We start from the raw sequence: 26824 nt of genomic DNA, 5'->3' as shown, positions 1-26824 counted from the left end.
GAAACTGTCAGGGGCCGGGCGGATGGGCTGGGCAGGGGTGTCCGCGGCATGGATGCCGCGGCCAAGCCCCCAGGGATGGGTTCACGGCGTCCCCTGCCCAGCCCATCCGCCCGGCCACCCCCATGACCCGCATTCCGCGACCAACCCACGAGGGGCTGCGCCGTTGGCTGGAAACTCACGCCACCGCGCGAAGAATCAACGCCAAGATCGCCGGCACCGCCTGGATCATGAAAATGCGCCGGCTCACGCTGTAGGCGCCATAGCACCCCGCCACCACCACGCACACCAGCGAGAACGTCACCAGCACCGGCTGCGCCAGCATCAGCCCCACCACGATGCCCGCCGCCAGGAAGCCGTTGTACAGGCCCTGGTTGGCCGCCAGCACGCGCGTGGTCTCCGCCTTCTCCGGTGAATTGCGGAACGTCTTCAGGCCCAGCGGACGGGTCCACAGGAACATCTCCAGCACCAGGAAATAAACGTGCAGCAGGGCGACCAGCAGGGTCAGGGCGAGCGCGATCCAGTACATGGGCAGTTCCTTGGACAAGGATGGAGAATGGGGTCAGATCCCTTTCCCTGCGGGAAAGGGATCTGACCCCGGAAAATCAACGGTCGCGTGGCAGCTTCTTCTCTTCGCGCAGCACGCCGAACGCCGCCAGGGTCATCAACCCGGCGACGGCTACACCACCGATGAACACCACGTGCGAACCGAACAACGACAGCCCCTTGTGCAGCCAGGCGAAGGTCAGGTCGGCGCCGCGGTATACCACCGTGTCGATCGCTGCGCCGGCCTTGTAGCGCCACTGCCGGTCCACGCGGGTGTAGATGGTTTCGCGGGCCGGCTTGGCCAGGGCGAACTCGCTGGCGCGGGTCATCACCTGCACCACCGCCACCATCAGCGGCATCGGCGATGCGGCCAGCACCGAGAAGCCGATCAGGATCGCAAAACCGGGAATCAGCAACGCCGGGGCGATGCCGTGGCGCGACAGCAACCAGCGGGTCAGCCCGAGCTGCATCAACAGCGCCAGCGCGTTCACCACCAGGTCGATGCGCGAGAAGAAGGCTGTGGCAGCGCCTGCATCGTTGAACGAGGCACGTACGATGCTGGCCTGCTGGTTGTACAGCAAGGTGCCGACACCCACGCCGAACACCACCATGATCGCCAGCCAGCCCAGCAGGGGCTCGCGCACGATCAGCTTCAGGCCATCGAGCACGCTGCCACCCATCGGCTGCTCGCCCGACACCAGCTGCTGCTCACGCTCGCGCAGCACCGCCCAGTGCCGCAGGCGCCAGATGCACAACAGGCACACGACCAGGAAGCCGGCCGAAACCAGCATCAGGTTGGCGATGCCCACCCGCTGCACCAGCGCACTGGTGATGATCGGGCCGAGGAAGGCGCCAACAGTGCCGGCCGCACCGATGTAGCCGTAGTAGGCCCGCGCCTGCGCATTGGAGAACACATCCGCCATGAAGCTCCAGAACACCGCGACCGCAAACAGGTTGAACACGGTGATCCAGAAGAAGAACGCCATGCCCCGCCCGGGTACGCCGCTGTCGAACAACGCGTAGAAGCCCAGCAGGGTGGCGATGAAGAAGCCGTACACCGCCGGCAGGAACACCCGCCGCGGGAAGCGGCTGACCAGCCAGCCATAGACCGGCTGCAGCACCAGCATGATCACGAACACGCAGGAGAACAGGAACTGCAGGACGAAGTCCTTCAGGGCGATGCCATGGCTGGCGAACCAGGCGATCAACGCCGCCGGGAACACCGTCTCCAGGTCGGCCGAAGCGGCCATCGCCTCGCGTACCGGCCGCAACACGTAGTAGCCGCTGAGCAGGCAGAAGAAGTACAGGAACGACCACCACAGCGCCGGCGACTCGCGCAGCGCGGCCAGCAGGCCCTTCAGTGCCCCGCTCTCCCGCGCCGCGCTCACGCGGCTCCCCTCGCCCGCAAACGGCGGTTGGACAGCGGCATGGCAGGCTCCGGGGGCAGTGAAGCGCGTACGTTATCCAATGCACTGCAACATCGCCAGCGCAGGCGGCGCCGATGGCTGCAACGCAGTGTCACGGACCGGCCCGGCAGACACCTTGTGATACACGCTTTTCTGGCGTCAAAAATCCAACTTTTTCAACGAGATGCGCATTCATCTTCGCTTTGTTTGTGCACAGGCGAAAAGCGGCGCTAGAATCATCCCCAGCAGTCGCGCACGGGTTCCAACCGATGAAAAAGAACAGCCTGCGTCGTCCGATCCGTTCGGCGGCCACCGGTTTGCTGGGCATGTTGATGCCCCTTGCCTTGTCCACCACCGCGCAGACCCCGCCGGCGTTGCCGCCGATGCCGACCAACATCGAAACCGCCGCCGGTGGCGCCGTCGCCCACACCCAGCCTGCGGCCTACCGAACCGGGCTGGTGCCGCAGGTGCAGTTGCCCGCTGCCGGTTTCAACGTCGCCAACATCGAGTCGATGGCGCAGCAGCTCACCTATGGCGAGCGCGTGCCGGGCATGGCAGTGGCCATCGTGCAGGGCGGCCGCGTGCTCAGCGCGCGCGGCTACGGTGTCACCGACGTCAACAACCCGTTGCCGGTCGATGCCCACACCGTGTTTCGCCTGGCGTCGCTGTCCAAGGCCTTCGCCGGCACCATGGCCGGCCTGCTGGTCAACGATGGCACCCTGCGCTGGGACAGCAAGGTCACCGACTATGTGCCGGGCTTCCGCCTGAACTCGCCGGAGGCCACCGACCGCCTGACCGTGGCCGATGTACTCAGCCACCGCGTCGGTCTGCCGTACAACGCCTACGACCGCGACATCGAAGGCAACGCCGAGTACTACGCGCTGACCCAGAAATTGGCCAACACCGGCCTGAAGTGCCTGCCGGGCGACTGCTACGCCTACCAGAACGTGGCCTTCAGCCTGATCGGCGACGTCGTGTATGCCGCCTCCGGCAGCTTCTACGAGCAGTCGGTCGAACGCCGCATCTTCAAGCCGCTGGGCATGAACGATGCCAGCCTCGGTCTGGCCGGTATCCAGGCCAGCTCGCGCTGGGCGCGCCCTCACGTGCGCAGCCGCAACGGCTGGGTGTCGCTGACGCCGAAGCCGACCTATTACCGCGTGGCCCCGGCTGCAGGCGTCAACGCCAGTGCCAGTGACATGGCGCAGTGGTTGCTGGCCCATACCGGCCACCGTCCGGACGTGCTGCCGGCGCCGCTGCTGGCCACGCTGCACTCCAGCCTGATCAACACACCGGGCGAGATGCGTTCGGGCTGGCGCCGCGAACGCCTGCACTCGGCCGGCTACGCGCTGGGCTGGCGCACCTTCGACTACGCCGGTCACGATGTCGTGTTCCATGCCGGCGCGGTGCAGGGCTACCGTGGCCTTGTTGCACTGGTGCCTGAGCGCGACCTCGGCATCGCCATCATGTGGAACGGCGAAAGCGGCCTGCCCAGCGGCCTGCTGCCGACCGTGCTCGACGCAGCCCTCGGCCTGCCGTCGCAGCGTTGGCTGGACGTGGACACCGACTTCGGCAGCGACAACCTGATGGCCGAGGGCGCCGCCCCGGCGCAGCAGGACAAGCGCAAGGGCAAGGGTGCCTCGGGCAACCGCGCGGTGGCCTCGCCGCGCTGAGCTGGCGAGCTCGACGTGAGCGGAAGGGCGGCCCTGGGGTCGCCCTTTTCGTATGCGCCTGCGCGTCCTCCACGTGGCGCCACGCCCTGACCGATCGTGCCGGAGGCTAGTGGGCGAAGTAGTGCATTCCCCCATCCACCGGAATCACCGCCCCGGTGATGTACCCCGCCAACGGCGACGCCAGGAAGGCAACCAGGTGCGCCACCTCCTCCGGTTCGCCGAAACGCCCCATCGGGATGTTGCGGGCGATGAACTCACGTCGGCTCTCTTCGGTGGGATGCAGCCGATCCCGGATCTGCGCGCTGTTGATCCGCCCCGGCGCGATCGAATTGACGGTGATGCCCTCGCCCGCTACGTCGCAGGATAATCCCTTGCTCCACAGATGCAGCGCCGCCTTCGCCGGGCTCGCGGCATTCACCGCACGCGGCTCCATCGACCCGCTGAGGTTGATCACACGCCCCCAGCCATTGGCCCGCATCGACGGCAGCAACGCCTGCGTCAGCCGTCGTGCCGCCGAGAAGTTCAGTGCCATCGCCTCGTCCCACACCTCGTCTGCTGCGGCCACCCCGGCCAACCGTGCGCCACCAGCCGCGTTGACCAGGATGTCCACGTGCTGCAGCGCCTGCAGCGAAGCGCTGGCGATGCGCTGCACATCGTCGGCGTCGGTCAGATCGCCCATCAACACGACGGGTACCGGTCCACCCGCCGCCTCGATTGCGGCCGCCACCGATTTCAACGGCGCCTGCCGCCGCGCGGTGATCGCCACGCGCACACCCTGCGTCGCCAGTAACCGCGCAACACCTGCGCCGATGCCACTGCCTGCGCCGGTGACCAGCGCGGTACGTCCTTCAAGATCCAGTTTCATGTGTTGCCCTGCCAGGTTCTGCCGGCCCATCTGGCCGTGCGGACATGCTCTTTGAACACCCTCGATTGATAAACTCCGGCGAGGTTTCAACATTCAGAACCCGGGGTGTCAGATGAACCTGTTGGAGAGCATGCAGGTCTATGTGCTGGCCGTGGAAAAGGGCAGCCTCAGTGCCGCGGCATCGGCGCTGGACATCTCCGCAACGATGGCCGGCAAGCACTTGCGCGCCCTGGAGGGACGGCTGGGCATGCAGCTGTTGAGCCGCACGACCCGTCGGCAGCACATGACCGCTTTCGGTGAGGCCTACTACGGTCGCTGCAAAGAGATCCTGCGTCTGGTGGAGGAAACCGATGCGCAGGCACAGCATCACCATCTGGCACCGGCGGGCAAGCTGCGGATCAGTGCACCGGTGATCTTCGGCACGCATGCGCTGGTGCCGGCACTGTCGACCTACATGGACCGCTACCCCGAGGTCAGTGTCGAACTGGTCCTGACCGATCGCGTGGTCGAACTGGCCGATGAAGGATTCGAGGCCGCCATCCGCATCGGCACGCTGGCCGACGCCACGCATCTCGTAGCGCGTCCGCTCAGCGCCTACCGGCTGACCCTGTGTGCATCACCGGCCTATCTCACACGGCATGGCACGCCGCACAACGCGCAGGAGCTGCAGCAGCATCAATGCCTGTCGCTGGATCCGGCTGCGCTGTCGCACTGGCTGGGCAACGAAGCGGCATTGCCAGCGCCGCCTTCGGGACGGTTGCAGATCAACAACGGCGAAGCGTTGCGACTGGCCGCGCTGCAAGGCCAGGGCATCATCCTGCAGTCGAGCCTGCTGCTGGCAGCAGACATCGATGCGGGTAGCCTGGTCCCGTTGCTGCCGGAACATGGCCGGCACGGTCGGCCCATGCACGTGGTCTATGCGCACGACCGCTATCACTCGACCCGGCTGCGCAGCTTCGTGGATTTCCTGGTCGAGCGGTTTCCCTGTGAAGCAGCTGACCATCGCAGCTGGCCAGGCGCAGACGGCCCATAAAAAAACCCCCTCCCCGCTGGGCAGTCGGGGAAGGGGTCTCAGGGTGCGGCTATCGGGAAGTACTTAGATCAGCGGTGCCGGAGTTGCCGGAAGGGCCACCGGAGCGGCCTTCTTCTTGCGGGCGGCCGGCTTGCGCTTGGCAACCTTCTTGGCAGCCTTCTTCGGGGCAGCCTTCTTGGTCGCCTTCTTCGCAGTCTTCTTCACTGCCTTCTTGGCGGTCTTCTTTGTCGCCTTCTTCACTGCCTTCTTGGCGACCTTCTTGGCCGGCTTGCGGGCAGTGGTCTTCTTGGCGGCTTTCTTGGCAGTCTTCTTGGTGGCCTTCTTGGCTACCTTCTTGACGGCCTTCTTCGCGGTCTTCTTGACGGCCTTCTTGGCAGCGGACTTCTTGGCTACCTTCTTGGCCGCCTTCTTCACTGTCTTCTTCGCCGTGGCCTTCTTGGCGACCTTCTTGGCAGCCTTCTTCACTGCCTTCTTGGCGGTCGCCTTCTTCGCGACCTTCTTCACTGCCTTCTTGGCAGCGGCCTTCTTGGCGACTTTCTTCACCGCTTTCTTGGCGGCGGGCTTTTTCTTCGCAGCTTTCTTGGTTGCCATGGTGATGGCTCCTCGTCAGTGATAGGGAGTTGAAACGCCCAGGTGGATCAAACCCGCCCATGCTGCGTGCGGGGACCGCCGGCGCGTCGGGCGCGCCGTTACGGATGCGGTGATGCCCGCCACGATCGGCGGAGCAGGCATCGGAACAGGGGTCGCCTTGCATTTCTCCGGGGGAAGCGGAGCCATGTCCACCGTCTTGAGGATCGCGGTGGTCTTCGAGGGGCTGCTTCGCATCGGACGATTGATTCTGCGCACTCGGTTTGGCAGGCAAGGTCTGCTGAGGCGAAACCTAATCACGGTTTTTTTTACTGTCAACAACCCCCGCGAAAAATTTTCACATCCGCCGCGTCCCGGAAGCCCTTCCCGCGCCTGCCGATGTTCCTCCGCGAGCGCCGGCAAACACTGCATCGCGCATCGTCGCTGCCATCAACTGCGCACGAACAGCGAAGAAAAAACACTTGAAATAAGCACTCTGCGTCATGTAGGGGCCTGAAGCGGAACGCTACGCGGCGGCGCAGCCATGCATGGCAACGCACGCGCCAACGCCACCACAACGGACCTGCAACAAGGCCAAAAACTTTTCACATCCGGGCGCGCCGCCGCGGGGGTGGAAACGCGGATTTGCGCAAAACTGCGCACGCCTTTTGGCCGCGCTCAACACCGACTGATGCCATGGCGATGACATGCGGCGAACCGGCCGGCATAAGTTCGAAGCCTCCCCCAAAACGAAAACGGCCACCCGAGGGTGGCCGTTTTCGTTTTGGGGAAACGACGACTCAGTGCTCTTCGTCTTCCAGGCCTTCGGCGTACGCGTCCGGGTCCAGCAGCTCGTTGAGCTCGTCGCTGTTGGACACTTCGACGACGAACATCCAGCCATCGCCGTAGGCGTCTTCGTTGATGGTTTCCGGCTTGTCGGCCAGTGCCGAGTTGACCTCGACGATGGTGCCGCTGATCGGGCTGTAGACGTCGGAGGCGGCCTTCACCGACTCGACGACCGCGATCTGCTCGTTGGCCTTGGCGGTCGCGCCGACTTCGGGCAGCTCGACGTAGACCAGGTCACCCAGCAGGCCCTGGGCGTGGTCGGAAATACCGACGGTCACGCGGCCATTGCCTTCGACACGGGCCCACTCATGGGACTTGAGGAACTTGAGGTCGCCGGGGATCTCGCTCATGGGACTGCTCCAGAGATATGCAGGGGGTGGAAAAAACGGGGCTAGTGTAACCAACCGGCCGCCACTGCTGGCAGTGACGACCGGCATGATTGGATCAGGCGTCGCCAAGCACGCCGGGCTGGGCCTGGCCTTCGCGCACGAACGGGAACTTGACCACCCGCACCGGCACCTGACGTCCGCGGATGTCGACGGTGACCTGACCGAGTTCACCGGCCGGCACGCGCGCGAATGCGATGCCCTTGGCCAGGGTCGGCGAGAAGGTGCCGGACAGGATCTCGCCCTGGCCGCCGGCAGTGGTGACCGCCTGGCCATGGCGCAGCACGCCCTTCTCATCCATCACCAGGCCGATCATCTGACGCGCGTTGCCAGCCGCCTTCTGCGCCTCCAGCACGTCGCGGCCGATGAAGTCGCGACCTTCGTCCAGCGACACCGTCCAGGCCAGCGCCGCTTCGTAGGGGCTGATCGCTTCGTCCATGTCCTGGCCGTACAGATTCATGCCGGCTTCCAGGCGCAAGGTATCGCGCGCGCCGAGACCGGCCGGCTTCACGCCGGCAGCAAGCAGGCGGTTCCAGAACGCGACCACGGCATCCTGCGGCAGCAGGATCTCGAAACCGTCTTCGCCGGTGTAGCCGGTGCGGGCGACGAACAGTTCAACGCCGTCGTCGGACTGCACCTGCAGCGCGGCGAAACGGCCGAGCTTGCCAAGCGACTCACGGTCGGCTTCGCGGGCCAGGCCGATGACGATGTCGCGCGCCTGCGGCCCCTGCACGGCGAGGATCGCCAGGTCCGGACGCTGCTCGACCGAGACGTTGAACGGCGCAGCCTGCTCGCGCAGCCACGCCAGATCCTTCTCGCGGGTGGAGGCGTTGACCACCATGCGGAAGAAGTCCTCGCCCAGGTAATAGACGATCAGGTCGTCGATGACGCCGCCCTGCGGATTCAGCATGCACGAGTACAACGCCTTGCCGGTGGCCTTGAGCTTGTCGACCGAGTTGGCCAGCAGACGGCGCAGGAACGGCTTGACCTGGTCGCCGCGCAGGTCGACCACGGTCATGTGGCTGACGTCGAACACGCCCGACTCACGACGCACCAGGTGGTGCTCGTCCAGCTGCGAGCCGTAGTGGATGGGCATGTCCCAACCCCCGAAATCGACCATCTTGGCGCCAAGGGCGCGGTGGGTATCGTTGAGCAGCGTCTTCTGGGTCATGACCGGGTCCGGCAGCAGAGGAAACAAGAACGCGCATTATCCCAGATCGGTCGGCCGCAGGTCGCGCCGCAGCGCAGCGGGGGGATGTTGGCCGGCCTGCGGCCGGCGGGCGCTTTCTACAAGCCAGGGCGCAAAGCGCAAAGCCGAAGCGTGTCGGCTCTGGGTTCTCTCGGCTTGGTCGGAGCAGCGTGGGCACGCGGGGGACGCCGTAAACCCATCCCTGGGGGCTTGGCCGCCGCATCCATGCGGCGGACACCCCCGCGCGCCCACGCTGCCCCTCCCTTCCGGAGTTCCCGGTGACGGGACGGAAGGCAAGAGCGGTTGTGGATGTCGATACATATATGGAGAGAAGGGTCGGAGCCCTTTCCTGCGGAAAGGGATCCGACCCCGGGCACACAGAGCGCAGCGACCGGCGTTTGCTTCCCGCTTTTGATTTCTTTTCCGTGGTCTGGACGCGCACGGAAACTGTCGGGGGTCGGGCGGGTTGGGTTCGCGGGGGTGTCCGCGGCATGGATGCCGCGGCCAAGCCCCCAGGGATGGGTTCACGGCGTCCCCCGCGAACCCAACCCGTCCGACCCAACAAACAGACCCCGACGCATCAAGCGGCCAATCCACGAGGGGCTGCGCCGTTGGCTGGAAACCCTAGGCGACCGCCTCGACCACCAGCGCACTGCCCTGCACCGCCACCACCCGCACCAGCGTGCCGGCCGGCAGCTCCGGCCCACTCACCTGCCACGACGCGTCGTCGATGCTGACCCTGCCCTGCCCGCCAACGATGGCCTGCTGCAAGGGCACCACCCGCCCGACCAGTTGTTCAGCGCGGCGGTTCAGCAGCGGCGCGTCACTCTGCCGCGCGCGCGGCTTGCCCCAGTGCCGGTAGCACTGGATCGACAGCACGCTCAGCACCACGAAAGCGACCACCTGCCACAGCACCGGGATATCGGCGAACACCGCTACCAGCGCGAACACCGCCGCCGCACCGATGCCGATCCACAGCATGAACGCGCCGGGCGCCAGCGCTTCGGCGGCGAACAGCAGCAAGGCCAACGCACCCCAGGCAACGACTTCCCAGCGCATGTCAGCCTCCGATCGGTGGCGGCCGCCTTGCCGGCGGCCGGGTTTCCTGGTTGGACAGGGCCTGCTTGGCCAGCTCGGCCACGCCGGCGATCGAACCAATCACTCCGCTGGCCTCCATCGGCATCAGCACCAGCTTCTGGTTCGGCGACGTGGCCAGTTCCTTGAACGCTTCCACATACTTCTGGGCGATGAAGTAGTTGATGGCCTGGACGTCGCCGTCGGCGATCGCCGCCGACACCACCTGGGTCGCCTTGGCTTCGGCTTCGGCCAGGCGCTCGCGCGCTTCGGCGTCGCGGAATGCGGCCTCGCGCCGCCCCTCCGCCTCCAGCACCGTAGCCTGCTTCTCGCCTTCGGCACGCAGGATCTCAGACTGCCGCGAACCTTCCGCCTCGAGGATCTGCGCGCGCTTCTCGCGCTCGGCCTTCATCTGCCGTGCCATCGCATCGAGCAGGTCGCGCGGCGGCTGGATGTCGCGGATCTCGATGCGGTTGACCTTCACGCCCCACGGGTTGGTCGCATGATCGACCACGCTGAGCAGCTTGGCGTTGATCACCTCGCGCTGGCTGAGCGATTCATCCAGGTCCATCGAGCCGATCACGGTACGGATGTTGGTCTGCACCAGGGCGATCATCGCCACTTCCAGCACCGATACCTCGTAGGCGGCCTTGGCCGCGTCCAGTACCTGGAAGAACACCACGCCATCGACGCGCACGGCGGCGTTGTCCTTGGTGATCACTTCCTGGCCGGGCACGTCCAGCACCTGCTCCATCATGTTCACCTTGCGCCCCACCCCGTAGACGATCGGGATCAGGAAATGCAGGCCGGGCGACATGGTGTGGGTGTAACGGCCGAACCGCTCGACGGTCCATTCATAGCCCTGTGGCACCATCCGCACTGCCTTGAACAGGATGACCACGGCCACGAAGGCCAGCACCGCGCTGAAGAACATGGTCGGGAACATCGCGCTTTCCTTATGGGAGACGTCCGGAGCCCAGCATAGCGCGTGGATGCAGGCGATGCGGGTACCGCACGTTCCAGCCGAAAGCAGCCGAGCATGGCCCGGCACCGCAGGATGAACCCGGTCAGATCCGGGTCGTGGCCAGGAAGCGCTCGCGGTCCTGCTGGGTCTGCCGGCGGATCTCGGCCAGCGCCTGGCTTTCGGTCGCCTCCAGCATCGCCTCGAACAGGCGCTGGAAGTGATGGCGCATCGCATTGCGTGCAGCGACGGGATCGCGCGCGCGCAGCCCCTCGAAGATCGCCATGTGCTCGTCGGCGCGGCTGGCACCATCGTCATGGCACACCCGGGCATAGACCTCGGTCACCCGCGGCAGCTCGCTGCGCATGCGCCAGATCTGCTGCACGAAATACTCGACCACCGGGTTGCCTGACAGGCGGGCGATGGCCAAGTGGAAGCGGCGGTCGTAGTCGCCGGCCTCTTCATCGGTAAGGTCACGCCGGCACAGCGCTTCAGCCAGTACCTGCAGCTCGGCGATGCCGGCCTCATCGATATTGCTTGCCGCCAGCGCTGCAGCTTCCGCCTCGAACACGGCACGCGCCGCGGTCAGGTCGAAGGCGCTGATATCGGGCAGCCCGCCGGCAGCCTGGGCCGGGCGCGGCTTCACATAGACGCCCGAACCGATACGGATCGCGATCCAGCCCTGCGCTTCCAGGGCGATTTCCGCCTCACGGATGGTGACCCGGCTGACGCCGAAGCGCTCGGCAAGTTCACGTTCGCCCGGCAGGCGCGAACCCGACGGATATTCGCCATCCTCGATCAGCTTGCGGAGCTTGGCGGCGATGGTCTGGTAGAGACGGTTGGCGGACATGCGGCTGACCCTTGGCGGTTCCCTCCGGGCCCGTCCCCGGCCACCGGGCACGGTGCGGGTCCGGTTGGAGCGACGGCGCGACCATTGGCCGCGCCGCCCTGTTCAGAACTTGTATCGTACACCGAAATACGCGCGCCGCCCGTAGCTCACCACCTCGCGGAAATTCCCGTAAAGCGGCTGGTACGCCACGCGTGGCTCGTCGGTCAGGTTCATCAGTTCCAGCGACAGCGACAGCTGCTTGTTCACCCGGTAACGCAGGCGCAGGTCGACGCTGGTGTTGTCATCGTAGTAGCGGTTCTGCTGCGCCGTGTTGCCGGTGAAGTCCTGGTAATAGTGCGAACGGAACTTGCCGATGGCCTGGATGTTGAAGCGGCCCACATCCCAGTAGAGGGAACCGGACAGCACATGCCGCGAGAAGCCGCTCAGGCCGGCCGGCGGAACGATGGCCGGAATGATCGATCCATCGGCGGCCAACTGCTCGCCCAACCGCGAATCCTGCGTCTGGTAGTCGGCGTCGGCATAGTTGTAGCTGACCTTGAAGCCGAGGCCATCGAACGGCTTGGGCAGGTACGAGAACCGGTGGGTGGCACTGAGCTCGATACCGGTCAGGGTGCTGTCTTCATCGGTGGTCACCTGCTGGCGCACCGGCACGGTCACCGTCTGTCCGTTGAGGGTGTAGGTCTCCGGCACCAGCGCGGTGGCGGTGCCACCGTTGAACTGCTTCCAGTACACCGCACCGGCCAGCAGCGTATCCGGGTTCGCATACCACTCAAGCGAGACATCGCCGTTCCAGGACATCAGCGGCTGTGCAGCCGGATTGCCGCTGGCACTGATGTCGTCCAGCGCGTCGGCCAGGCCGGTATAGGTGGCATCGCTGCTGACATTGATGGTTCGCCCGGCACCGAGTGCGGCGATGTCCGGGCGTGACATCGCCCGGTACGCGCCCACCCGCAGCAACAGGTCCGGCTTCAGCTCGAACGCGGCATTCAGGCTTGGCAGCAGCTTGTCGTTGCCCGCCTTGAACACCTGGGTGGTGAAATCACCAGTGGGTTGCAGGCGGATCGTGCCGTCGCCGTTGTCGATGACCGCCAGGTCGGTGCGCACGCCTTCCGAACGCACGTCGGTCTTGACCCAGCGCAGGCCGACATTGCCGGTGACCGGCAGGCCGAACAGCGTGCTGCTGAATTCACCCATCAGGTACAGCGCGCGGGTTTTCTCGGTCACATCGACGTTGTTCGGGTCCTGGAAGTCCGGGTCCAGGCCACTGTCGCTGGTGCCGCGGAAGGACGCGTAGAGGCAGCTGGGATCGAAGTACGCCCACGAGGAGATCGTATTGCCGCTGGCCGCATCCATGAAGTCGTCCTGCGGGAACGGTGCACGGCAGGCACGGTTGGCGGCAATGATCTTCGCCTTGTCGGCCGCTACGCGCTGGTCGTAGTCGGTCACCAGGGTGTTGTCGCGCAGGCGGTAGTCGGCCTGGCTGGCGCGCACGCCGCCCTTGATGCGGGTGAAGAAACCGGACTCGGGCATGAAGCTGGCATCGAAGCGGCCGGCCTTGATCTTGTGGTCGTTCTCGGTCGCGCTGGAGGTCACCCGCGCCGCGCCGGTGTAGGCGTCCCAGTTGTTCGGGTCGAAGTTCGGCGCCAGCGCGACGCTCGGCACCTCGCCATGCCAGTCCCAGTCGTAGTCGACATAGCCGGTGGCGCCGCTGCTGATACCCGGCACGATGGCGTTGTTGACGTCGCGCTGGTTGGCGCGCAGCCGGGTCATGCGCTCGCTGTCCAGGCGGTTGGTATGCGAATAGGAAAGATCGGTGGACAGCTCCCAGGCCGGGCTCGGACGCAGGATCAGGTTCAGGCCACCACCGGTGTACTCCTCGCCGCGCCAATAGCGGTTGGAGGTTGAATCGATGGAGGTGCTGCCATGCAGGTGACGGACGATGCCGTCCTCGTCCACGTCACGCTGGGTGATGCCGCGACGTGCGTTGGAAAGGCTCAGGTCACTGCGGTCCTCGTCCCAGTTGCGCTCGGTATGTTCGAAATCGAGGTTGACCTCGACCACGTCGTTGGGCCGCCACTGGATCGCCGCGAATTCGCTCTGGCGATCATTGCGCTCCTGCTTCAGGCGATAGATGCGGCTGCTTGGCACCAGATAGTACGGCGCGCCGTTGGCGATGGCCTGGGCGCTGACCTCATTGCAGTTGGCATTGGCCACGTTCTGCCTGCCATCGCAGGCATACCAGGTGGAGCCGCTGGTGATGCTCTCCTCCGGATCGGTGCCCTCCAGCCGCTGGATGCCCAGCGAGATGCCGAGCTTCTGGCCGTTGCCGAATTCGAACTGGTCGATGTAGCTGGCGGTACCGCGATAGCCGATGCCATCGTCGTCGCGGTACTTCTTGTCATACTCGGCCCAGCTGCCACGCAGATCGATCTGCGCCGAGCGCTTGCCGTACTCCAGCGGCTTGACCGTCTCCAGCCCGATGGTGCCAGCGACACCGCCTTCGATGATGTCGGCACGCTGGGTCTTGTAGATCGCCACCGTATTGATCAGCTCGGCCGGGAACATGTTGAAGTTCACCGAGCGGTCGCCGCTGCCGTTGGTGATCTCGCGGCCGTTGAAATTGGTGCTGCTGAGGAAGGCGCCGAGACCGCGGATCGAGATTTCCGATGCGCCGGTCTTGTCGCGGGTCGAGGCGGCACCGGTCAGCGTTTCGATCGCATCGGCCAGTGATGGCGCGGGCAGGTCGCCGATGTCGTCGGCCGACAACACATCGGCGATCACCGTGTCGTCGCGCTTCTTGTTGATCGAGCTCTGCATCGATTCGCGGATGCCGGTGACCTGGACCTGGTCCAAGGTGGTGGCGTCCTGCCCTGAACCGCTACCGGCAGACTGCGCCTGCACGGCCGGTGAAGCCGCCAGCGCAGCGAGCAGTGCCACGATCAGCGGTGTGGGTGACAACGGTGTACGACGTACAACTCCGGCTGGTTGCCGCATGGTTTTCCTCCTCCCAAAGGATCGCCCGGACAGTAGGCGTGGGACGCAGCTTCGACACGCCGACACAGAAATGTCAACCAACTGGACTGGATTTTTCTTAATACCTTTGATTCAGACCGATTGCCCGGCATTTCATGTGCTGATGCAGCATGACTTTGCGCGCAACGTGGCTTACAACACACCTACCAAGTGGTATGCACACCCACTCCGAAACCGCGGCATCGCCGTCTCTGGAAGGACTTCATGCGCATTCAACCGACTTCGCACCGCCTTTCGAAACCCACCCTTGGATATTGCCTGGCAATTGGACTGGCAACATGCCTGACCAGTTTGCCGGCGCATGCTGCAAGCTGGCTGGTCCATGATGCCGCCGAGTTCGCCACCGCCGCTGCCGCGCTGCAAGCCGGCGATGAAATCGTGCTGGCCGATGGCACCTGGATCGATGCGCGCCTGCTGCTGAAGGGCCAGGGCACCGCCGCCGCACCGATCGTGCTGCGCGCGCAGACGCCGGGCAAGGTGATCCTCAGCGGGGGGTCGGACCTGCGCCTGGCCGGCAGCTACCTGCAGGTCTCCAACCTGGTATTCCGCAACGGCTACACCCCGGGCGACGCGGTGGTGGCGTTCCGCGAGTCAAGCAAGGCAGTGGCCAGCCACAGCCGTGTCACCGGCCTGGTCATCGATGACTACAGCAACCCCGATGGCAGCGACCAGGACTACTGGGTGTCGCTGTACGGCAGCAACAACCGCCTCGACCACAGCCAGCTGCGCGGCAAGACCAACGCCGGCCCGACGGTGGTGGTGGTGCGCGATGCCACCCAGGGCCTGGACAACCAGCACCGCATCGACCACAACTGGTTCGGCCCACGGCCGGCGCTGGGCGTCAATGGCGGAGAGACGATCCGCGTCGGCACCAGCGACACCTCGCTGAGCGATTCCAACAGCACGGTGGAGAACAACTGGTTCGAGGGCTGCGATGGCGAGACCGAGATCGTCTCCAACAAGTCCGGCGGCAATACCTTCCGCGGCAACGTGTTCTATCGTTCGGCCGGCGCGCTGACCCTGCGCCATGGCAACGGCAACCGGGTGGTCGACAACCTCTTCCTCGGCGACGACAAGGCCGGCACCGGGGGCGTGCGCATCATCAATGCCGACCAGACCGTCAGCAACAACTACTTCGAACGGCTGGCCGGCTCCAGCAACCGCTCGGCACTGGCGGTGATGGATGCACAGGCCAATCCGCCGTTGTCCGGCTACGCGCCCGTGGTCAACGCGACCATCAGCCGCAACACCTTCGTCGACGTGGCGAAGATCAGCTTCGGTGTGGGCCATGACGAAACCAAGGGCATCGTGGTCGCCGCCAGCAACAGCCACTTCAGCGGCAACCTGATCGTCAACCGCACCAGCAAGAATCCACCGAATGCGGCCAGTTCGCTGGCCGGCATCGCCTTCAGCAACAACGTGCAGTCGCCGCAGGCCAGCAGCGTGTTCCCCGGCGGGGTGAGCAGCGCCAGCATCACCCTGCAGCAGGCCGCCAGCGGCCTGTGGGTGCCGGCAACGCCCCTGCCTACCATCGGCGCCGATCCGGCGCTGGCAATGACCCCGCGCGAACAGACGGGGGTGGACTGGTATCCCAAGGTGGGCGAGGTTGCCCTGTCACGCACCAGCACCGGAGTTGATCGATGAGGTTGCAGCCGCTGTCCCTTTGTTCCCACCGTCTGGCGCTCGCCCTCGCCCTGGCCGCTCCCTTCGCCCTGTTGCCGACGGCACCGCTGCATGCGGCACCTGCTGCAGCTGCGCGACAAGGCGATACCGCGCCGGTACTGGTGACCGCCGCACAGTGGCAGCAGATGGCCAGCGAAGGCAGCCGCTATCCGTGGTTCGCCAAGGAACAGGCGCGTACGGAAAAATCGCTGCAGAAGATGATGAAGGCCGGCATCGACGTGCCGGTGCCGAAGGACAAGGGCGGCGGCCGCACCCATGAGCAGCACAAGCGCAACTACCAGGCACTGCTGGCCGCCGGCACCCTGTATCGGCTGACCGGCGACAAGGCCTATGTCGCCTATTCGCGCGACATGCTGCTGCAGTACGCCAAGCTCTACCCGACCCTCGGCCCGCATCCGGAAGGACGCGGACAGATTCCCGGCCGGGTGTTCTGGCAGGTGCTCAACGATTCGGTCTGGCTGGTCAACGCCATCCAGGGCTACGACGCGATCCGCGATGCCCTGTCGCCGCAGGATCGGCAGATCATCGAGTCGCAGGTGTTCCGGCCGATGGCCGAGTTCCTGGCCAGCGAGCCGAAGAACTACGACCAGATCCACAACCACGCGACCTGGGCGGTGGCCGCCACCGGCATGACCGGCTACGTGCTGCGTGATCGGGAGCTGGTGGAGAAATCGCTGCGCGGCAGCCGCAAGGATGACCAGTTCGGCTTCCTGCGGCAGATCGACCTGCTGTTCTCGCCCGATGGGTATTACGAGGAAGGCCCCTACTACCAGCGCTATGCGCTGGCGCCGTTCCTGCTGTTTGCCAACGCGATCGAACGCAACGAGCCGCAGCGGAAGATCTTCGCGCGCCGCGACGGCGTGCTGCTGAAGGCGGTGGACGTACTGGTGCAGACCAGCTACGACGGCCTGTTCTTCCCGATCAACGATGCGATCCTGGACAAGGGCATCGATACCGAAGAGCTGGTGGCTGGTATCGGCATCGCCTATGCGCAGGCCGGCGATGACCGTCTGCTGTCGGTCGCCCAGCAGCAGAAACGCCTGCTGCTGTCGCCGGAAGGGCTGCAGGTGGCGCAGGCGTTGGCAGCCAACAAAGCCAAACCGTTCGACTACCGCCCGATGCTGCTGCGCGACGGCCCGGACGGTGAACGCGGCGGTCTGGCGATCCTGCGCATGGGCGGTGAACGCGGCCAGGCACTGGTGCAGAAGGACACCATGCAGGGCATGGGCCACGGCCACTTCGACAAGCTCAACTGGCTGTTCTACGACAATGGCAACGCCGTGGTGACCGACTACGGCGCGGCGCGCTTCCTCAACGTGGAAGCCAAGCGCGGTGGCATCTATCTTGCCGAGAACCGCAGCTGGGCCAAGCAGACCGTGGCCCACAACACGCTGGTGGTGAACGAGCAGAGCCACTTCAAGGGCGACTGGAAGCGCGGTGAGGAACTCGCCCCGCAGGTGCGCTTCTTCCAGGCCGACGCAGATACCCAGATCGCCTCGGCGACGATGCGCGATGCCTATCCGGGCGTGGTGTTCACCCGCACCCAGGCACTGCTGCGCCACCCCGAACTGGGCCTGCCGGTGGTGCTGGACCTGCTGCAGGTGCACGGCGACAAGGCTGCACGCTACGACCTGCCACTGCACTTCAACGGCCATATCGTCACCACCGGTTTCGAGGCGGAGCATTTCCCCACCCAGCGCCCGGTACTCGGCAGCGACAACGGCTACCAGCACCTGTGGCTGGACGCACGCAGCAAGGCCGGCAGTGAGCCGCGCACGCTGGCGTGGCTGCTCGACGGACGCTTCTACACCTACCGCTTCGGCAGCAGCGCGCCGGCGCAGGCGTTGCTGGTGGAGAGCGGTGCCAATGATCCCGAGTTCAACCTGCGCCGTGAACCGGCGCTGCTGCAGCGCGTGGAAGGACAGAAGGATGTGACCTTCTTCAGCGTGCTGGAGCCGCATGGCGAGTACAACGGCACCGCCGAGTACGTGCATGGTGCCGACAGCCGCATCAAGCAGATCATCCGCACCCGCGGCAATGATGCCGAGGTGCTCGAGCTGCGCCTGGCCAGCGGCGCCCGCATCGCACTCGGCGTGGCCGACGACAGCGACGCGAAGGGCGAACACAGCGTGACGGTGGATGGCCATGCCTATCGCTGGAGCGGCAGCCATGCGCGCATGGACCGCAGCAAGGGTGATGCACGATGAACGGGCCCTCGGCCGTGGCCACGCTGCGCAAGGTGCCGGTGCGCTCGGCCGTGCGCTGGCTGATCGTCGGCCTGATCGCGGTGGCCACGGTGATCAACTACATCGACCGCAATGCACTGGCGGTGATGTGGCCGGAGATCGCCAGGGAAGTCGGCGCGACCAAGGACGATTACGCACTGCTGGTCACCGTGTTCATGCTGTTCTATGCCGCCGGCCAGTTCCTGTTCGGGCGCCTGTTCGACATGATCGGGACGCGGCTGGGGTTCGCGTTGTCGATCAGTGTGTGGTCGATCTCGATCGCGCTGCATTCGGTCACCCACTCCATGCTCTCCTTCAGCGTGGTGCGGGCGATGCTGGGCATCAGCGAAGCCGGTGCCTGGCCCGGCGCGGTGAAAGCCAATGCCGAGTGGTTCCCCGCGCGTGAGCGTGCCCTCGCACAGGGCATCTTCAACGCGGGCGCGTCCATCGGTGCCATCGTTTCAGCGCCGGCCATCGCCGGCCTGTACCTGTGGCTGGGCTGGCGCGGCACCTTCGTGCTGGTCGGTGCACTTGGTTTCCTGTGGCTGCTGCCATGGCTGTTCGTCTATCGCGCCGGCCCGGACAAGCATCCGTGGGTGAGTGACGCCGAGCGGCGCCTGATCATGGAAGACCAGGCTGGCCAGCAACGCGTGGATGCACCGAAGGTCAGCGTGCGTTCGCTGCTGGCCCACCGGCAGAGCTGGGGCATGCTCGCCTGCCGTTTCCTGCTGGATCCGATCTGGTGGCTGTTCGTATCGTGGCTGCCGATCTATCTGGCCGAGACCTTCGGCTTCGACATCAAGCAGATCGGCCTGTTCGCCTGGGTGCCCTTCGTCGGCGCCATGCTCGGCAGCCTGAGCGGCGGCTGGCTGTCGGGGCGCCTGATCAATGCCGGCCAGAGCGTGGACCGTGCGCGCAAGCTGTCGATTTCGCTGGGCTGCGTGATCATGGCACCGGCCCTGCTGGGCGCGGTACTGGCCAACCAGCCGCTGTTTGCGGTGCTGGCGATTGCAGCAGTGCTGTTCGGTTTCCAGATCGCCATCGGCAACATCCAGACCTTGCCCGGCGATCTGTTCGATGGCCGCTCGGTGGGCACGCTGGCCGGTCTCGGCGGCCTGGCCGCCGTAGCCGGAACGTTGATCACCACCTGGCTGGTGCCGGTGCTGACCCGCCATTCCTATGCACCGATCTTCATCCTCGTCGCCGCACTGGTGCCGCTGTCGCTGGCCGCACTGTGGTGGTGGACCGGACCGATCCACAAGCTCGACCGCACCGACGGTTGAGCCCCCATTCCCTCGCATTCCCCCGCAAACCAAGGAGTTTCCCGCATGTCGTTCCAGGACAAGGTGGCCATCGTCACCGGTGGTGGCCGTGATATCGGCCGTGCCGTCTCGATCAAGCTGGCTGCGGCCGGCGCACGCGTCTGCCTCAACTACGCCAACGACGAAGCCAGCGCGCAGGAAACGCTGGCGCTGATCAAGGCGGCCGGTGGCCAGGCCATCGCCCACCGCGCCGACGTCACCGATCCCGCCGCCGTGGCCGGCCTGGTCGCGGCGACGCAGGCTGCATTCGGCCAGCGCATCGACGTGCTGGTGAACGTGGCCGGCGGCATGGTCGAGCGTCGTCCGCTGGCCGACATCGATCCGGCGTTCTTCCACAAGGTCATCGACCTCAACCTGACCTCCACCTACCTGACCACCCACGCCGTGGTACCGCACATGGGCGAAGGCGCGGCGATCGTGAACTTCGCCTCGCAGGCCGGTCGCGATGGCGGCGGCCCCGGCGCGGCGATCTACGCCACCGCCAAAGCGGGCGTGATGACCTTCACCCGGGCCATGGCCAAGGAGCTGGGGCCGAAGGGTATCCGCGTCAACGCACTGTGCTGCGGCATGATCGCCACCCGCTTCCATGACGAATTCACCAAACCGGAAGTGCGTACGGCGGTGGCCGGCGCGACGCCGCTGCGTCGCCAGGGCCTGCCGGACGAAGCCGCCGATGCAGCGGTGTACCTGGCGTCGGATGCAGCAGCGTTCATCACCGGTGCCAATCTGGACGTCAACGGCGGCACCTACTTCTCCTGACCGGACCGAAGCCCATGCAGCGCTGGATCACCCTGCTTTCCCTGGCCATCGGCACCGCCGTGGCCGCCCCCGTGGCGCTGGCCGCACCGGTCTGGGTCACCGCCTGGACCGCTTCGCCCGCGCCTGACCGCAAGGATGGCAGCGCTGACGCGCCCGTGCAGTTCGCCGCGCAGACCGTGCGCCAGGACATTCGCCTGGGTAGCAAGGGCGATGCGCTGCGACTGCGCATCAGCAACGAACTGGGCACCACGCCGCTGCATGTGGAAGACGTACGGGTGCGCGTGAAGGATGGCGAGGCGGCAGCGCTGCCGGTCACCGTCGATGGACGCACCTCCATCGACGTACCCGTGGGCGCAGCGCTGCTCAGTGATGCACTGCCCTTGCGGGTTACCGCCCTGCAGGAGATCAGCGTAACCGCGTACTTCCCGCAGCCCACCCGCCCCGCGGTGCGCCGTACGGTGGTGCGGGTGGCCGACGGAAAGCAGGACGCGGTGGCCGACAGTGTGCGCGTGGGCTACCAGCAGAACGTGTTCTCTGCGGTACTGGTGCAGCGCGCGGACCGGCCGCAGGTGATCGTGGCCCTGGGTGATTCCATCACCGAGGGCGCGACGGCTTCGCGTGGCTCGTTCAACCAATGGCCCGAGCGCTTGGGCCAGCGCCTGCAGCAGGCCTGCCCGGACCGCTTCGTGGTGCTCAACCAGGGCATCAGCGGCAACAAGCTGCTGGACCACGGCCGCAGCCACAGCGCGCTGTCGCGGCTGGATCGCGACGTGATCGCAGTGGCCGACGCCGACCAGGTGATCCTGTTCGAAGGCATCAATGACATCCGCCACGGTGGCGGTGCACAGCCCCTGCCGGGACGCAGCGCGACGGACATGCTGCTGGGGTACCGTCAGGTGGCCGCGCGGTTGCATGCGCATGGCATCCGCGCTCATCTCGGCACATTGACGCCCTTCGGCGATTCGGAGCGCTACGAGCCGGTATCGGCCGCCACCCGCACCGCGATCAACCAGTGGGCGCGTGGCCAGGACACCGGATTCGATGGCGTGGTGGATTTCGATGCGGCGCTGCGTGATCCGAAACAGCCGGAATCATTGCCGGCGGACATCACCCGCGATCATCTGCACCCGAACGACGAGGGCTACCGGCGCATGGCCGACGCGATCAACCTGGCGGCGCTGGGCTGCAACGCGCGTTGAGTCGTACGGCGCCGGCCGGCGCGCACGGCGAGATCACCACTTCACCCTGCCACGCAGGATGTCGGCGAACATCACCCAGTCACCGATGAACGAATACAGTGGATGACGAAATGTTGCAGGGCGGTTCTTCTCGAAGAAGAAGTGACCGACCCAGGCAAAGCCGTAGCCGCAGGCCAATGCCGCCAACAGCAGCAGCGGCTGCCCTCGCAGCACGGCGATGGCGACCAGCAGCAGTACGCCGCAGCTGCCGATGAAGTGCAGCCGACGCGAGACCGTGTTGCGGTGCTCGCTGAGATAGAACGGGTAGAACTCGCGGAAGCTGGCGAAGCGGGACATGCGCGTGCTCCGTTCGTTGAGGGTGGTACCGAGCCACGCCTGGCTGCTGTTGCCACAACAGCGGCCAAGCATTGCTCGACTCTACACCTGCCCGGTTTACCCCGGCTGCCGCGGCCCGAACATGATCACCGCCATGCCGGCCAGGCAAAGCGCAGCCCCCAGCATGTCCCAGCGGCTGGGACGGATGCCGTCGACCAGCCACAGCCAGAACAGCGCCGTGCCGATGTACACGCCACCGTACGCTGCGTACACGCGCCCGCTGGCGGTCGGGTGCAGGGTCAGCAGCCAGGCGAACAACGCCAGGCTGGCCGCCGCCGGCAACAGCAGCCAGATACTGCCACCCTTGCGCAGCCACAGCCACGGCAGGTAGCAGCCGACGATCTCGGCCAGCGCGGTCAGCAGGAACAGACCGAGCGTTTTCACGCTTTTTCGGTGGCCTTGGCGTGCCGCCAGAGCGCTTCCTGCGCATCCAGATCGAGTGCGGCCAGCGAATCGCCTTGTGCCTCGGCCTGCGCCTCCATCGAACGGAAGCGACGTTCGAACTTGTGGTTGGCCCCACGCAGCGCCGCGCCCAGATCGATGTCCGCATGCCGCGCCAGGTTGGCGCACACAAACAGCAGGTCACCCAGTTCCTCCTGCAGGCGCGCCTTGTTGCCGGCGATATCGCCGCGCTCGAACTCTTCGCGCAGTTCCTGCAGTTCCTCGGCCGCCTTGTCCAGTACCGGCAGCGGACCGGGCCAATCGAATCCGACCTTGGCCGCGCGCGACTGCAGCTTCACCGCCCGCTGCCATTCCGGCAGGCCACGGGAGATCCCGGCCAGTGCCGAGGTGTCCTGATCGCCCTTTGCCGCGCGTTCGGCGCGCTTGATCGCGTCCCAGTTGCGCATCACGCCGTCCGCATCGTCGACGCTGACATCGGCGAACACATGCGGGTGCCGCCGCTGCATCTTGTCGCTGATCGCGCGCGCGACCTCGGCGAAGGCAAACGCGCCCTGCTCTTCGGCCATGCGCGCATGGAACACGACCTGCAGCAGCAGGTCGCCCAGTTCATCGCAGAGGTCGTCGAGGTCGCCCCGATCGATCGCATCGGCCACTTCGTAGGCTTCCTCGATCGTATAAGGGGCGATGGTCGCGAAGTTCTGCTCCAGATCCCAGGGACAGCCCCCCTGCGGGTCACGCAGGCGCGCCATGATGGCCAGCAGGCGCTCCAGCTCCGCGCTGGCGTTGCCGGTGGCAGGGGTTTCGTGCGTGCTCATGCGTTTCTCCTGGATCAATCGGACAACCAGTCCCGCCACGGCAGGCTGGTATCGCCCAGCGCCATGAAATCGCCGTTCAACAGCGTCGGCCGGCGGTTGTAGCGGAACGGCTTGCCGGTCCCGACCGAGAGCACCGCGCCACCGGCCGCGTGCAGCACGCACTGGCCAGCAGCGGTATCCCATTCGGAGGTCGGGCCCAGCCGCGGATAGACATCCAGTCCGCCTTCGGCGATCCGGCAGAATTTCAGCGAAGAGCCCTGGACCACGGTCTCGATGTCTCCCATACGGGCCAGCAAGGCATTGGTCTCCGCTGAACGATGCGAGCGGCTGGCGGCGACGCGAAGGGGCGCAGTCGCGGGTGTACGGGTACGCAGCACGGTGTCATGTACACCCTGCCGGCGATACGCCAGCTCGCCCCGCATCGCGTGCCAGACAATGCCGGTGACCGGCGACTGGACCACGCCGAAGGCCGGGGCGCCCTGGTAGATCAGCGCGATGTTGACGCTGAACTCGCCATTGCGCTTGACGAAATCGCGGGTGCCATCAAGCGGGTCGACCAGCCAGTACGCGCCCCAGTGCTGACGCTGCTCCCAGGGCACCAGCGGCGACTCTTCCGACAGGATCGGCAGGTCCGGGGTCAGCTGGCGCAGCCCCTGCTGGATCACCCGGTCGGCAGCCAGGTCGGCAGCGGTGACCGGGCTGTCGTCGTCCTTGAGTGTCACGTCGAAACCGTTGCTGTAGATCTGCATGATCGCCTGCCCGGCTTCCTGGGCAATGGCGATCGCGGTCTCGCGCAGTTCCGTGGTCAGCTTGATCATCGTGCTCCCTGCAGCCACTGGCGGGCAATGAACAGTGCCGCCAGCGAACGCCCTTCGGAAAAGTCCTCGCGCAGCATCAGCTGGTCCAGATCGGCCAGCTTCCATGGCACCACTTCCAGTTCCTCCGGCTCGTCGCCGGCCAGCTTCTCCGGGTACAGGTCGCGCGCGACCACCAGCCAGGACTGATGGCTCATGTAGGTCGGCGCCAGGGTCATCGCGCGCAGCACGTCGACCTGCCGAGCGCCGTAGCCGGCCTCTTCCTTCAACTCACGGTCGGCGGCCTGCTCCGGCGTTTCGCCGGCATCGATCCGGCCCTTGACCAGGCCAAGCTCGTAACGGTGCATGCCGGCCGCGTATTCACGCACCAGCAGCACGGTTTCATCATCGAGCATCGGCACCACCACCACCGCGCCATGGCCACGGCTGACCAGGCGCTCGAAGCGGCGGCGTTCACCATTTGAGAACTCCAGGTCCAGGTGCTGGCGCTGGAAGGGCCCGTTCTCCTCGTCGGTGATCCGATGGATGATCGGCAGAGGACGCCTGGCGCGGTCATCGTTCATGCGGAATCTCCGTGGCAGCCGGCGCGTGCGCCGAGGCCGATAGAATGTGCAGGCAGCAACATGTTCATGAGCCCGAAATGCTAGCAGACCCAACCCCCTCTCCGCTGGTCCAGCACTGGCGGCAACGCGACCTCAAGGTCCTGTGGCACCCGTGCACGCAGATGCGAGAGCATCCGGACACGTTGCCGCTGGTGCCGATCGCCCGCGGCGAAGGCGCCTGGCTGATCGATCACGACGGCAACCGCTACCTGGATGCGGTCAGCAGCTGGTGGACCAACCTGTTCGGCCATGCCGAGCCGCGCATCGGCGGTGCCATCGCCGCCCAGGCCGGACAGCTGGAACAGGTGATGCTGGCCGGTTTCGGCCACGAGCCCGCGATCACCCTGGCTGAGCGCCTGTTGGCCCTCGCGCCGCGCCAGCCCGGCCGCGCGCCACTGGCCAAGGTGTTCTACGCCGACAACGGGTCGGCCGGCGTCGAAGTGGCGCTGAAGATGGCCTTCCAGTATTTCCAGAACCGCGGTGAGACCCGGCGCACGCGCTTCGTCTCGCTGGAAAACGGCTACCACGGCGAGACGCTGGGCGCCCTCGCACTGGCCGACATTCCGCTGTACCGCCGGGTCTATGCACCGCTGCTGGCCGAGGGCCTGTTTGCGCCCTCGCCCGACGCCTACCTGGCCGAGCCCGGGCAGAGTGCGGCCGACCGCGCACGCCAGGCCGCCGATGGCCTGGCCACGCTGTTCGACCAGCATCCGGGCGAGATCTGCGCCGTGATCCTGGAGCCACGGCTGCAGTGTGCCGGTGGCATGCGCATGCACGATCCGGCCTATCTGCAGCGCGTACGTGAACTGTGCGATGCCCATGGTGCGTTCCTGATCGCCGACGAGATCGCCACCGGCTTCGGCCGCACCGGCACGATGTTCGCCTGCGAGCAGGCCGGGGTGATGCCGGACCTGCTGTGCCTGTCCAAGGGCCTGACCGGTGGCTTCCTGCCCTTGGCTGCGGTGCTGGCCACGCAGGCGCTGTACGACGCCTTCCTTGATGATTCGCGCGAACGTGCCTTCCTGCATTCGCACAGCTACACCGGCAACCCGCTGGCCTGCGCGGCGGCGCTGGCCACGCTGGACATCTTCGGCGAGGACGATGTTATCGCGCGCAACCGCGGCATCGCCTCGGTGATGGGCACCTTGGCCGCACCGTTCGCCGACCATCCGCACGTGGCCGATGTGCGCCAGGCCGGGATGGTGGTGGCCTTCGAACTGACCCGCAACGGCGACAAGCGCACGCCCTTCGATCCGGCGCTGCGGCTGGGGCTGCACGCCTACAAGGTGGCGCTGAAGCGCGGCGTAGTGCTGCGCCCGCTGGGCAACGTGCTGTACTGGATGCCACCGTACTGCGTGGACGACGAACAACTGGAGCTGCTGGCGCATACCACGCTGGCGGCCATCGACGAGGCGATTGCATGCGCGTGACCCGCTGCCCCATCGACCTGGCGCTGCACAGCGGCCAGACCGTGACCCTGCCGGAAGAGACGGCCAACCACTTGGTACGGGTGATGCGCCTGCGCGAGGGTGACACCTGCGTGCTGTTCAACGGCGATGGCCATGACTACACCGCGACGCTGACCATGGCCGGCAAACGCGAGGTACAGGTACGCATCGACGCGGTGCAGCCGATCGCCAACGAATCGCCGCTGACCATCACCCTGCTGCAGGGCATTGCACGCGGCGAAAAGATGGACCTGATCCTGCAGAAAGCCACCGAACTGGGGGTGAGCGCCATCGTGCCGGTGAATGCCGAGCGCACCGAAGTTAAGCTGGATGCAGCACGCGCGGAAAAACGCGTGGCGCACTGGAACAACGTCGTACAGTCGGCCTGCGGGCAGTCCGGTCGTGCGCGCATTCCGCAGGTAGGACCGCCGCAGTCGCTGGCACAGGCCAGCGCGGCGCTGCCAGACCATACGTTGCGGTTGACCCTGGACCCGCTGGGAGCGCACCGGTTGTCGACACTGCAGACGGCACCGGCCGGCGGCGTGGTGATCGCCATCGGGCCGGAAGGCGGCTGGTCACCGCGTGACCGTGAGCAGTTGGCCACCGCAGGCTTCCAGGGCCTGCAGTTGGGCCCCCGCATCCTGCGCACGGAGACCGCAGGCCTGGCCGCGATCGCGGCGTTGCAGGCAAGGCTGGGTGATCTGGGGTAAGCGACGGATCGCGCGACCACTGCGTTGACCGTTGACCGGGCATGGC

General features: G+C 66.2%; 25 protein-coding genes. 10 read left to right on the top strand and 15 right to left on the bottom strand.

The features are described 5' to 3' along the window. Window positions 1-175: 175 nt before the first annotated feature. Together AC1DKR_RS20685 and AC1DKR_RS20680 are read right to left on the bottom strand one after the other, a co-directional pair. Window positions 176-526, bottom strand: coding sequence for a DUF1304 domain-containing protein (locus AC1DKR_RS20685; protein ID WP_478034965.1), 351 nt, complete (start codon window positions 524-526; stop codon window positions 176-178). A gap of 76 nt (window positions 527-602) precedes the next feature. Next, window positions 603-1931: an NTP/NDP exchange transporter gene (locus AC1DKR_RS20680; protein ID WP_478034963.1), complete on the bottom strand. Its 1329-nt coding sequence runs from the start codon at window positions 1929-1931 to the stop codon at window positions 603-605. A 287-nt stretch (window positions 1932-2218) separates the two neighbouring features. On the opposite strand from AC1DKR_RS20680, the gene AC1DKR_RS20675 reads away from it, so the two are divergent. Further along, complete coding sequence (locus AC1DKR_RS20675; RefSeq protein WP_223496209.1) at window positions 2219-3619, top strand: serine hydrolase domain-containing protein; 1401 nt, start codon at window positions 2219-2221, stop codon at window positions 3617-3619. A 106-nt stretch (window positions 3620-3725) separates the two neighbouring features. On the opposite strand, the gene AC1DKR_RS20670 is transcribed toward AC1DKR_RS20675, so the two are convergent. Next, window positions 3726-4484, bottom strand: coding sequence for an SDR family NAD(P)-dependent oxidoreductase (locus tag AC1DKR_RS20670; RefSeq protein ID WP_442244896.1), 759 nt, complete (start codon window positions 4482-4484; stop codon window positions 3726-3728). Window positions 4485-4596: 112 nt separating this feature from the next. Between AC1DKR_RS20670 and AC1DKR_RS20665 the strand changes: the two genes are divergently transcribed. Then, entirely contained in the window at window positions 4597-5517 is a 921-nt protein-coding gene (locus AC1DKR_RS20665; protein WP_442244895.1) for a LysR family transcriptional regulator, read from the top strand. A 63-nt stretch (window positions 5518-5580) separates the two neighbouring features. Here AC1DKR_RS20665 and AC1DKR_RS20660 read toward each other — a convergent pair whose 3' ends face one another. After that, a complete protein-coding gene (locus AC1DKR_RS20660) occupies window positions 5581-6108 on the bottom strand; it encodes a hypothetical protein (RefSeq protein ID WP_025877789.1) in 528 nt (175 codons plus the stop codon). Window positions 6109-6220: 112 nt separating this feature from the next. Between AC1DKR_RS20660 and AC1DKR_RS20655 the strand changes: the two genes are divergently transcribed. After that, complete coding sequence (locus tag AC1DKR_RS20655; RefSeq protein WP_133119355.1) at window positions 6221-6601, top strand: hypothetical protein; 381 nt, start codon at window positions 6221-6223, stop codon at window positions 6599-6601. A 283-nt stretch (window positions 6602-6884) separates the two neighbouring features. On the opposite strand, the gene gcvH is transcribed toward AC1DKR_RS20655, so the two are convergent. The 6 genes from gcvH to AC1DKR_RS20625 all read right to left on the bottom strand — a co-directional run bounded on the left by gcvH (window position 6885) and on the right by AC1DKR_RS20625 (window position 14384). Next, entirely contained in the window at window positions 6885-7280 is a 396-nt protein-coding gene (gene gcvH / locus AC1DKR_RS20650) for a glycine cleavage system protein GcvH (protein ID WP_025877788.1), read from the bottom strand. 94 nt (window positions 7281-7374) lie between these two features. Further along, complete coding sequence (gene gcvT, locus AC1DKR_RS20645; RefSeq protein WP_025877786.1) at window positions 7375-8487, bottom strand: glycine cleavage system aminomethyltransferase GcvT; 1113 nt, start codon at window positions 8485-8487, stop codon at window positions 7375-7377. Between the two features lie 642 nt (window positions 8488-9129). Continuing rightward, on the bottom strand, window positions 9130-9564 hold the full coding sequence (locus AC1DKR_RS20640; protein WP_105164521.1) for an NfeD family protein: 435 nt from the start codon (window positions 9562-9564) through the stop codon (window positions 9130-9132). A gap of 1 nt (window position 9565) precedes the next feature. Further along, on the bottom strand, window positions 9566-10525 hold the full coding sequence (locus tag AC1DKR_RS20635; RefSeq protein ID WP_313113754.1) for an SPFH domain-containing protein: 960 nt from the start codon (window positions 10523-10525) through the stop codon (window positions 9566-9568). 121 nt (window positions 10526-10646) lie between these two features. Continuing rightward, the gene (locus AC1DKR_RS20630) at window positions 10647-11390 is read right to left on the bottom strand and encodes a FadR/GntR family transcriptional regulator (protein ID WP_025877780.1); all 744 of its coding nucleotides are present in this window, start codon (window positions 11388-11390) and stop codon (window positions 10647-10649) included. 102 nt (window positions 11391-11492) lie between these two features. Then, window positions 11493-14384: a TonB-dependent receptor gene (locus AC1DKR_RS20625; RefSeq protein ID WP_442245012.1), complete on the bottom strand. Its 2892-nt coding sequence runs from the start codon at window positions 14382-14384 to the stop codon at window positions 11493-11495. A gap of 330 nt (window positions 14385-14714) precedes the next feature. Between AC1DKR_RS20625 and AC1DKR_RS20620 the strand changes: the two genes are divergently transcribed. The 5 genes from AC1DKR_RS20620 to AC1DKR_RS20600 are packed head-to-tail and all read left to right on the top strand — an operon-like array spanning window position 14715 to window position 21611. Next, entirely contained in the window at window positions 14715-16067 is a 1353-nt protein-coding gene (locus AC1DKR_RS20620; protein WP_478034955.1) for a polysaccharide lyase 6 family protein, read from the top strand. After that, a complete protein-coding gene (locus AC1DKR_RS20615; protein WP_394198493.1) occupies window positions 16064-18313 on the top strand; it encodes an oligoalginate lyase in 2250 nt (749 codons plus the stop codon). Before AC1DKR_RS20620 ends, AC1DKR_RS20615 begins: the two co-directional genes overlap by 4 nt. Continuing rightward, on the top strand, window positions 18310-19614 hold the full coding sequence (locus AC1DKR_RS20610) for an MFS transporter (protein WP_033831792.1): 1305 nt from the start codon (window positions 18310-18312) through the stop codon (window positions 19612-19614). The genes AC1DKR_RS20615 and AC1DKR_RS20610 overlap by 4 nt, the downstream gene beginning before the upstream one ends. A 45-nt stretch (window positions 19615-19659) precedes the next feature. Beyond that, complete coding sequence (locus tag AC1DKR_RS20605; RefSeq protein WP_117311095.1) at window positions 19660-20412, top strand: SDR family NAD(P)-dependent oxidoreductase; 753 nt, start codon at window positions 19660-19662, stop codon at window positions 20410-20412. A 14-nt stretch (window positions 20413-20426) separates the two neighbouring features. Further along, a complete protein-coding gene (locus AC1DKR_RS20600) occupies window positions 20427-21611 on the top strand; it encodes a GDSL-type esterase/lipase family protein (RefSeq protein WP_394198489.1) in 1185 nt (394 codons plus the stop codon). Window positions 21612-21644: 33 nt separating this feature from the next. Here AC1DKR_RS20600 and AC1DKR_RS20595 read toward each other — a convergent pair whose 3' ends face one another. From AC1DKR_RS20595 to nudE, 5 genes are all read right to left on the bottom strand, one after another. Continuing rightward, window positions 21645-21947: an Mpo1-like protein gene (locus AC1DKR_RS20595; protein ID WP_363732067.1), complete on the bottom strand. Its 303-nt coding sequence runs from the start codon at window positions 21945-21947 to the stop codon at window positions 21645-21647. A gap of 96 nt (window positions 21948-22043) precedes the next feature. Continuing rightward, the gene (locus AC1DKR_RS20590; RefSeq protein WP_089236521.1) at window positions 22044-22370 is read right to left on the bottom strand and encodes a YnfA family protein; all 327 of its coding nucleotides are present in this window, start codon (window positions 22368-22370) and stop codon (window positions 22044-22046) included. Beyond that, on the bottom strand, window positions 22367-23203 hold the full coding sequence (gene mazG, locus AC1DKR_RS20585) for a nucleoside triphosphate pyrophosphohydrolase (RefSeq protein WP_478034945.1): 837 nt from the start codon (window positions 23201-23203) through the stop codon (window positions 22367-22369). Before mazG ends, AC1DKR_RS20590 begins: the two co-directional genes overlap by 4 nt. A gap of 14 nt (window positions 23204-23217) precedes the next feature. Then, entirely contained in the window at window positions 23218-24021 is an 804-nt protein-coding gene (gene cysQ / locus AC1DKR_RS20580) for a 3'(2'),5'-bisphosphate nucleotidase CysQ (protein ID WP_478034943.1), read from the bottom strand. Then, the gene (gene nudE / locus AC1DKR_RS20575; RefSeq protein ID WP_088100969.1) at window positions 24018-24581 is read right to left on the bottom strand and encodes an ADP compounds hydrolase NudE; all 564 of its coding nucleotides are present in this window, start codon (window positions 24579-24581) and stop codon (window positions 24018-24020) included. The genes cysQ and nudE overlap by 4 nt, the downstream gene beginning before the upstream one ends. Window positions 24582-24658: 77 nt before the next feature. Between nudE and bioA the strand changes: the two genes are divergently transcribed. After that, window positions 24659-26050, top strand: coding sequence for an adenosylmethionine--8-amino-7-oxononanoate transaminase (bioA, locus tag AC1DKR_RS20570; RefSeq protein WP_363732059.1), 1392 nt, complete (start codon window positions 24659-24661; stop codon window positions 26048-26050). Then, entirely contained in the window at window positions 26041-26778 is a 738-nt protein-coding gene (locus AC1DKR_RS20565) for a 16S rRNA (uracil(1498)-N(3))-methyltransferase (protein ID WP_363732056.1), read from the top strand. Before bioA ends, AC1DKR_RS20565 begins: the two co-directional genes overlap by 10 nt. Window positions 26779-26824 lie beyond the last annotated feature (46 nt).

It is taken from the genome of Stenotrophomonas sp. 01N47, assembly GCF_056399165.1.
Note: the sequence above shows the minus strand (reverse complement) of the source record. Positions and strands in the feature narration are given on the sequence as shown.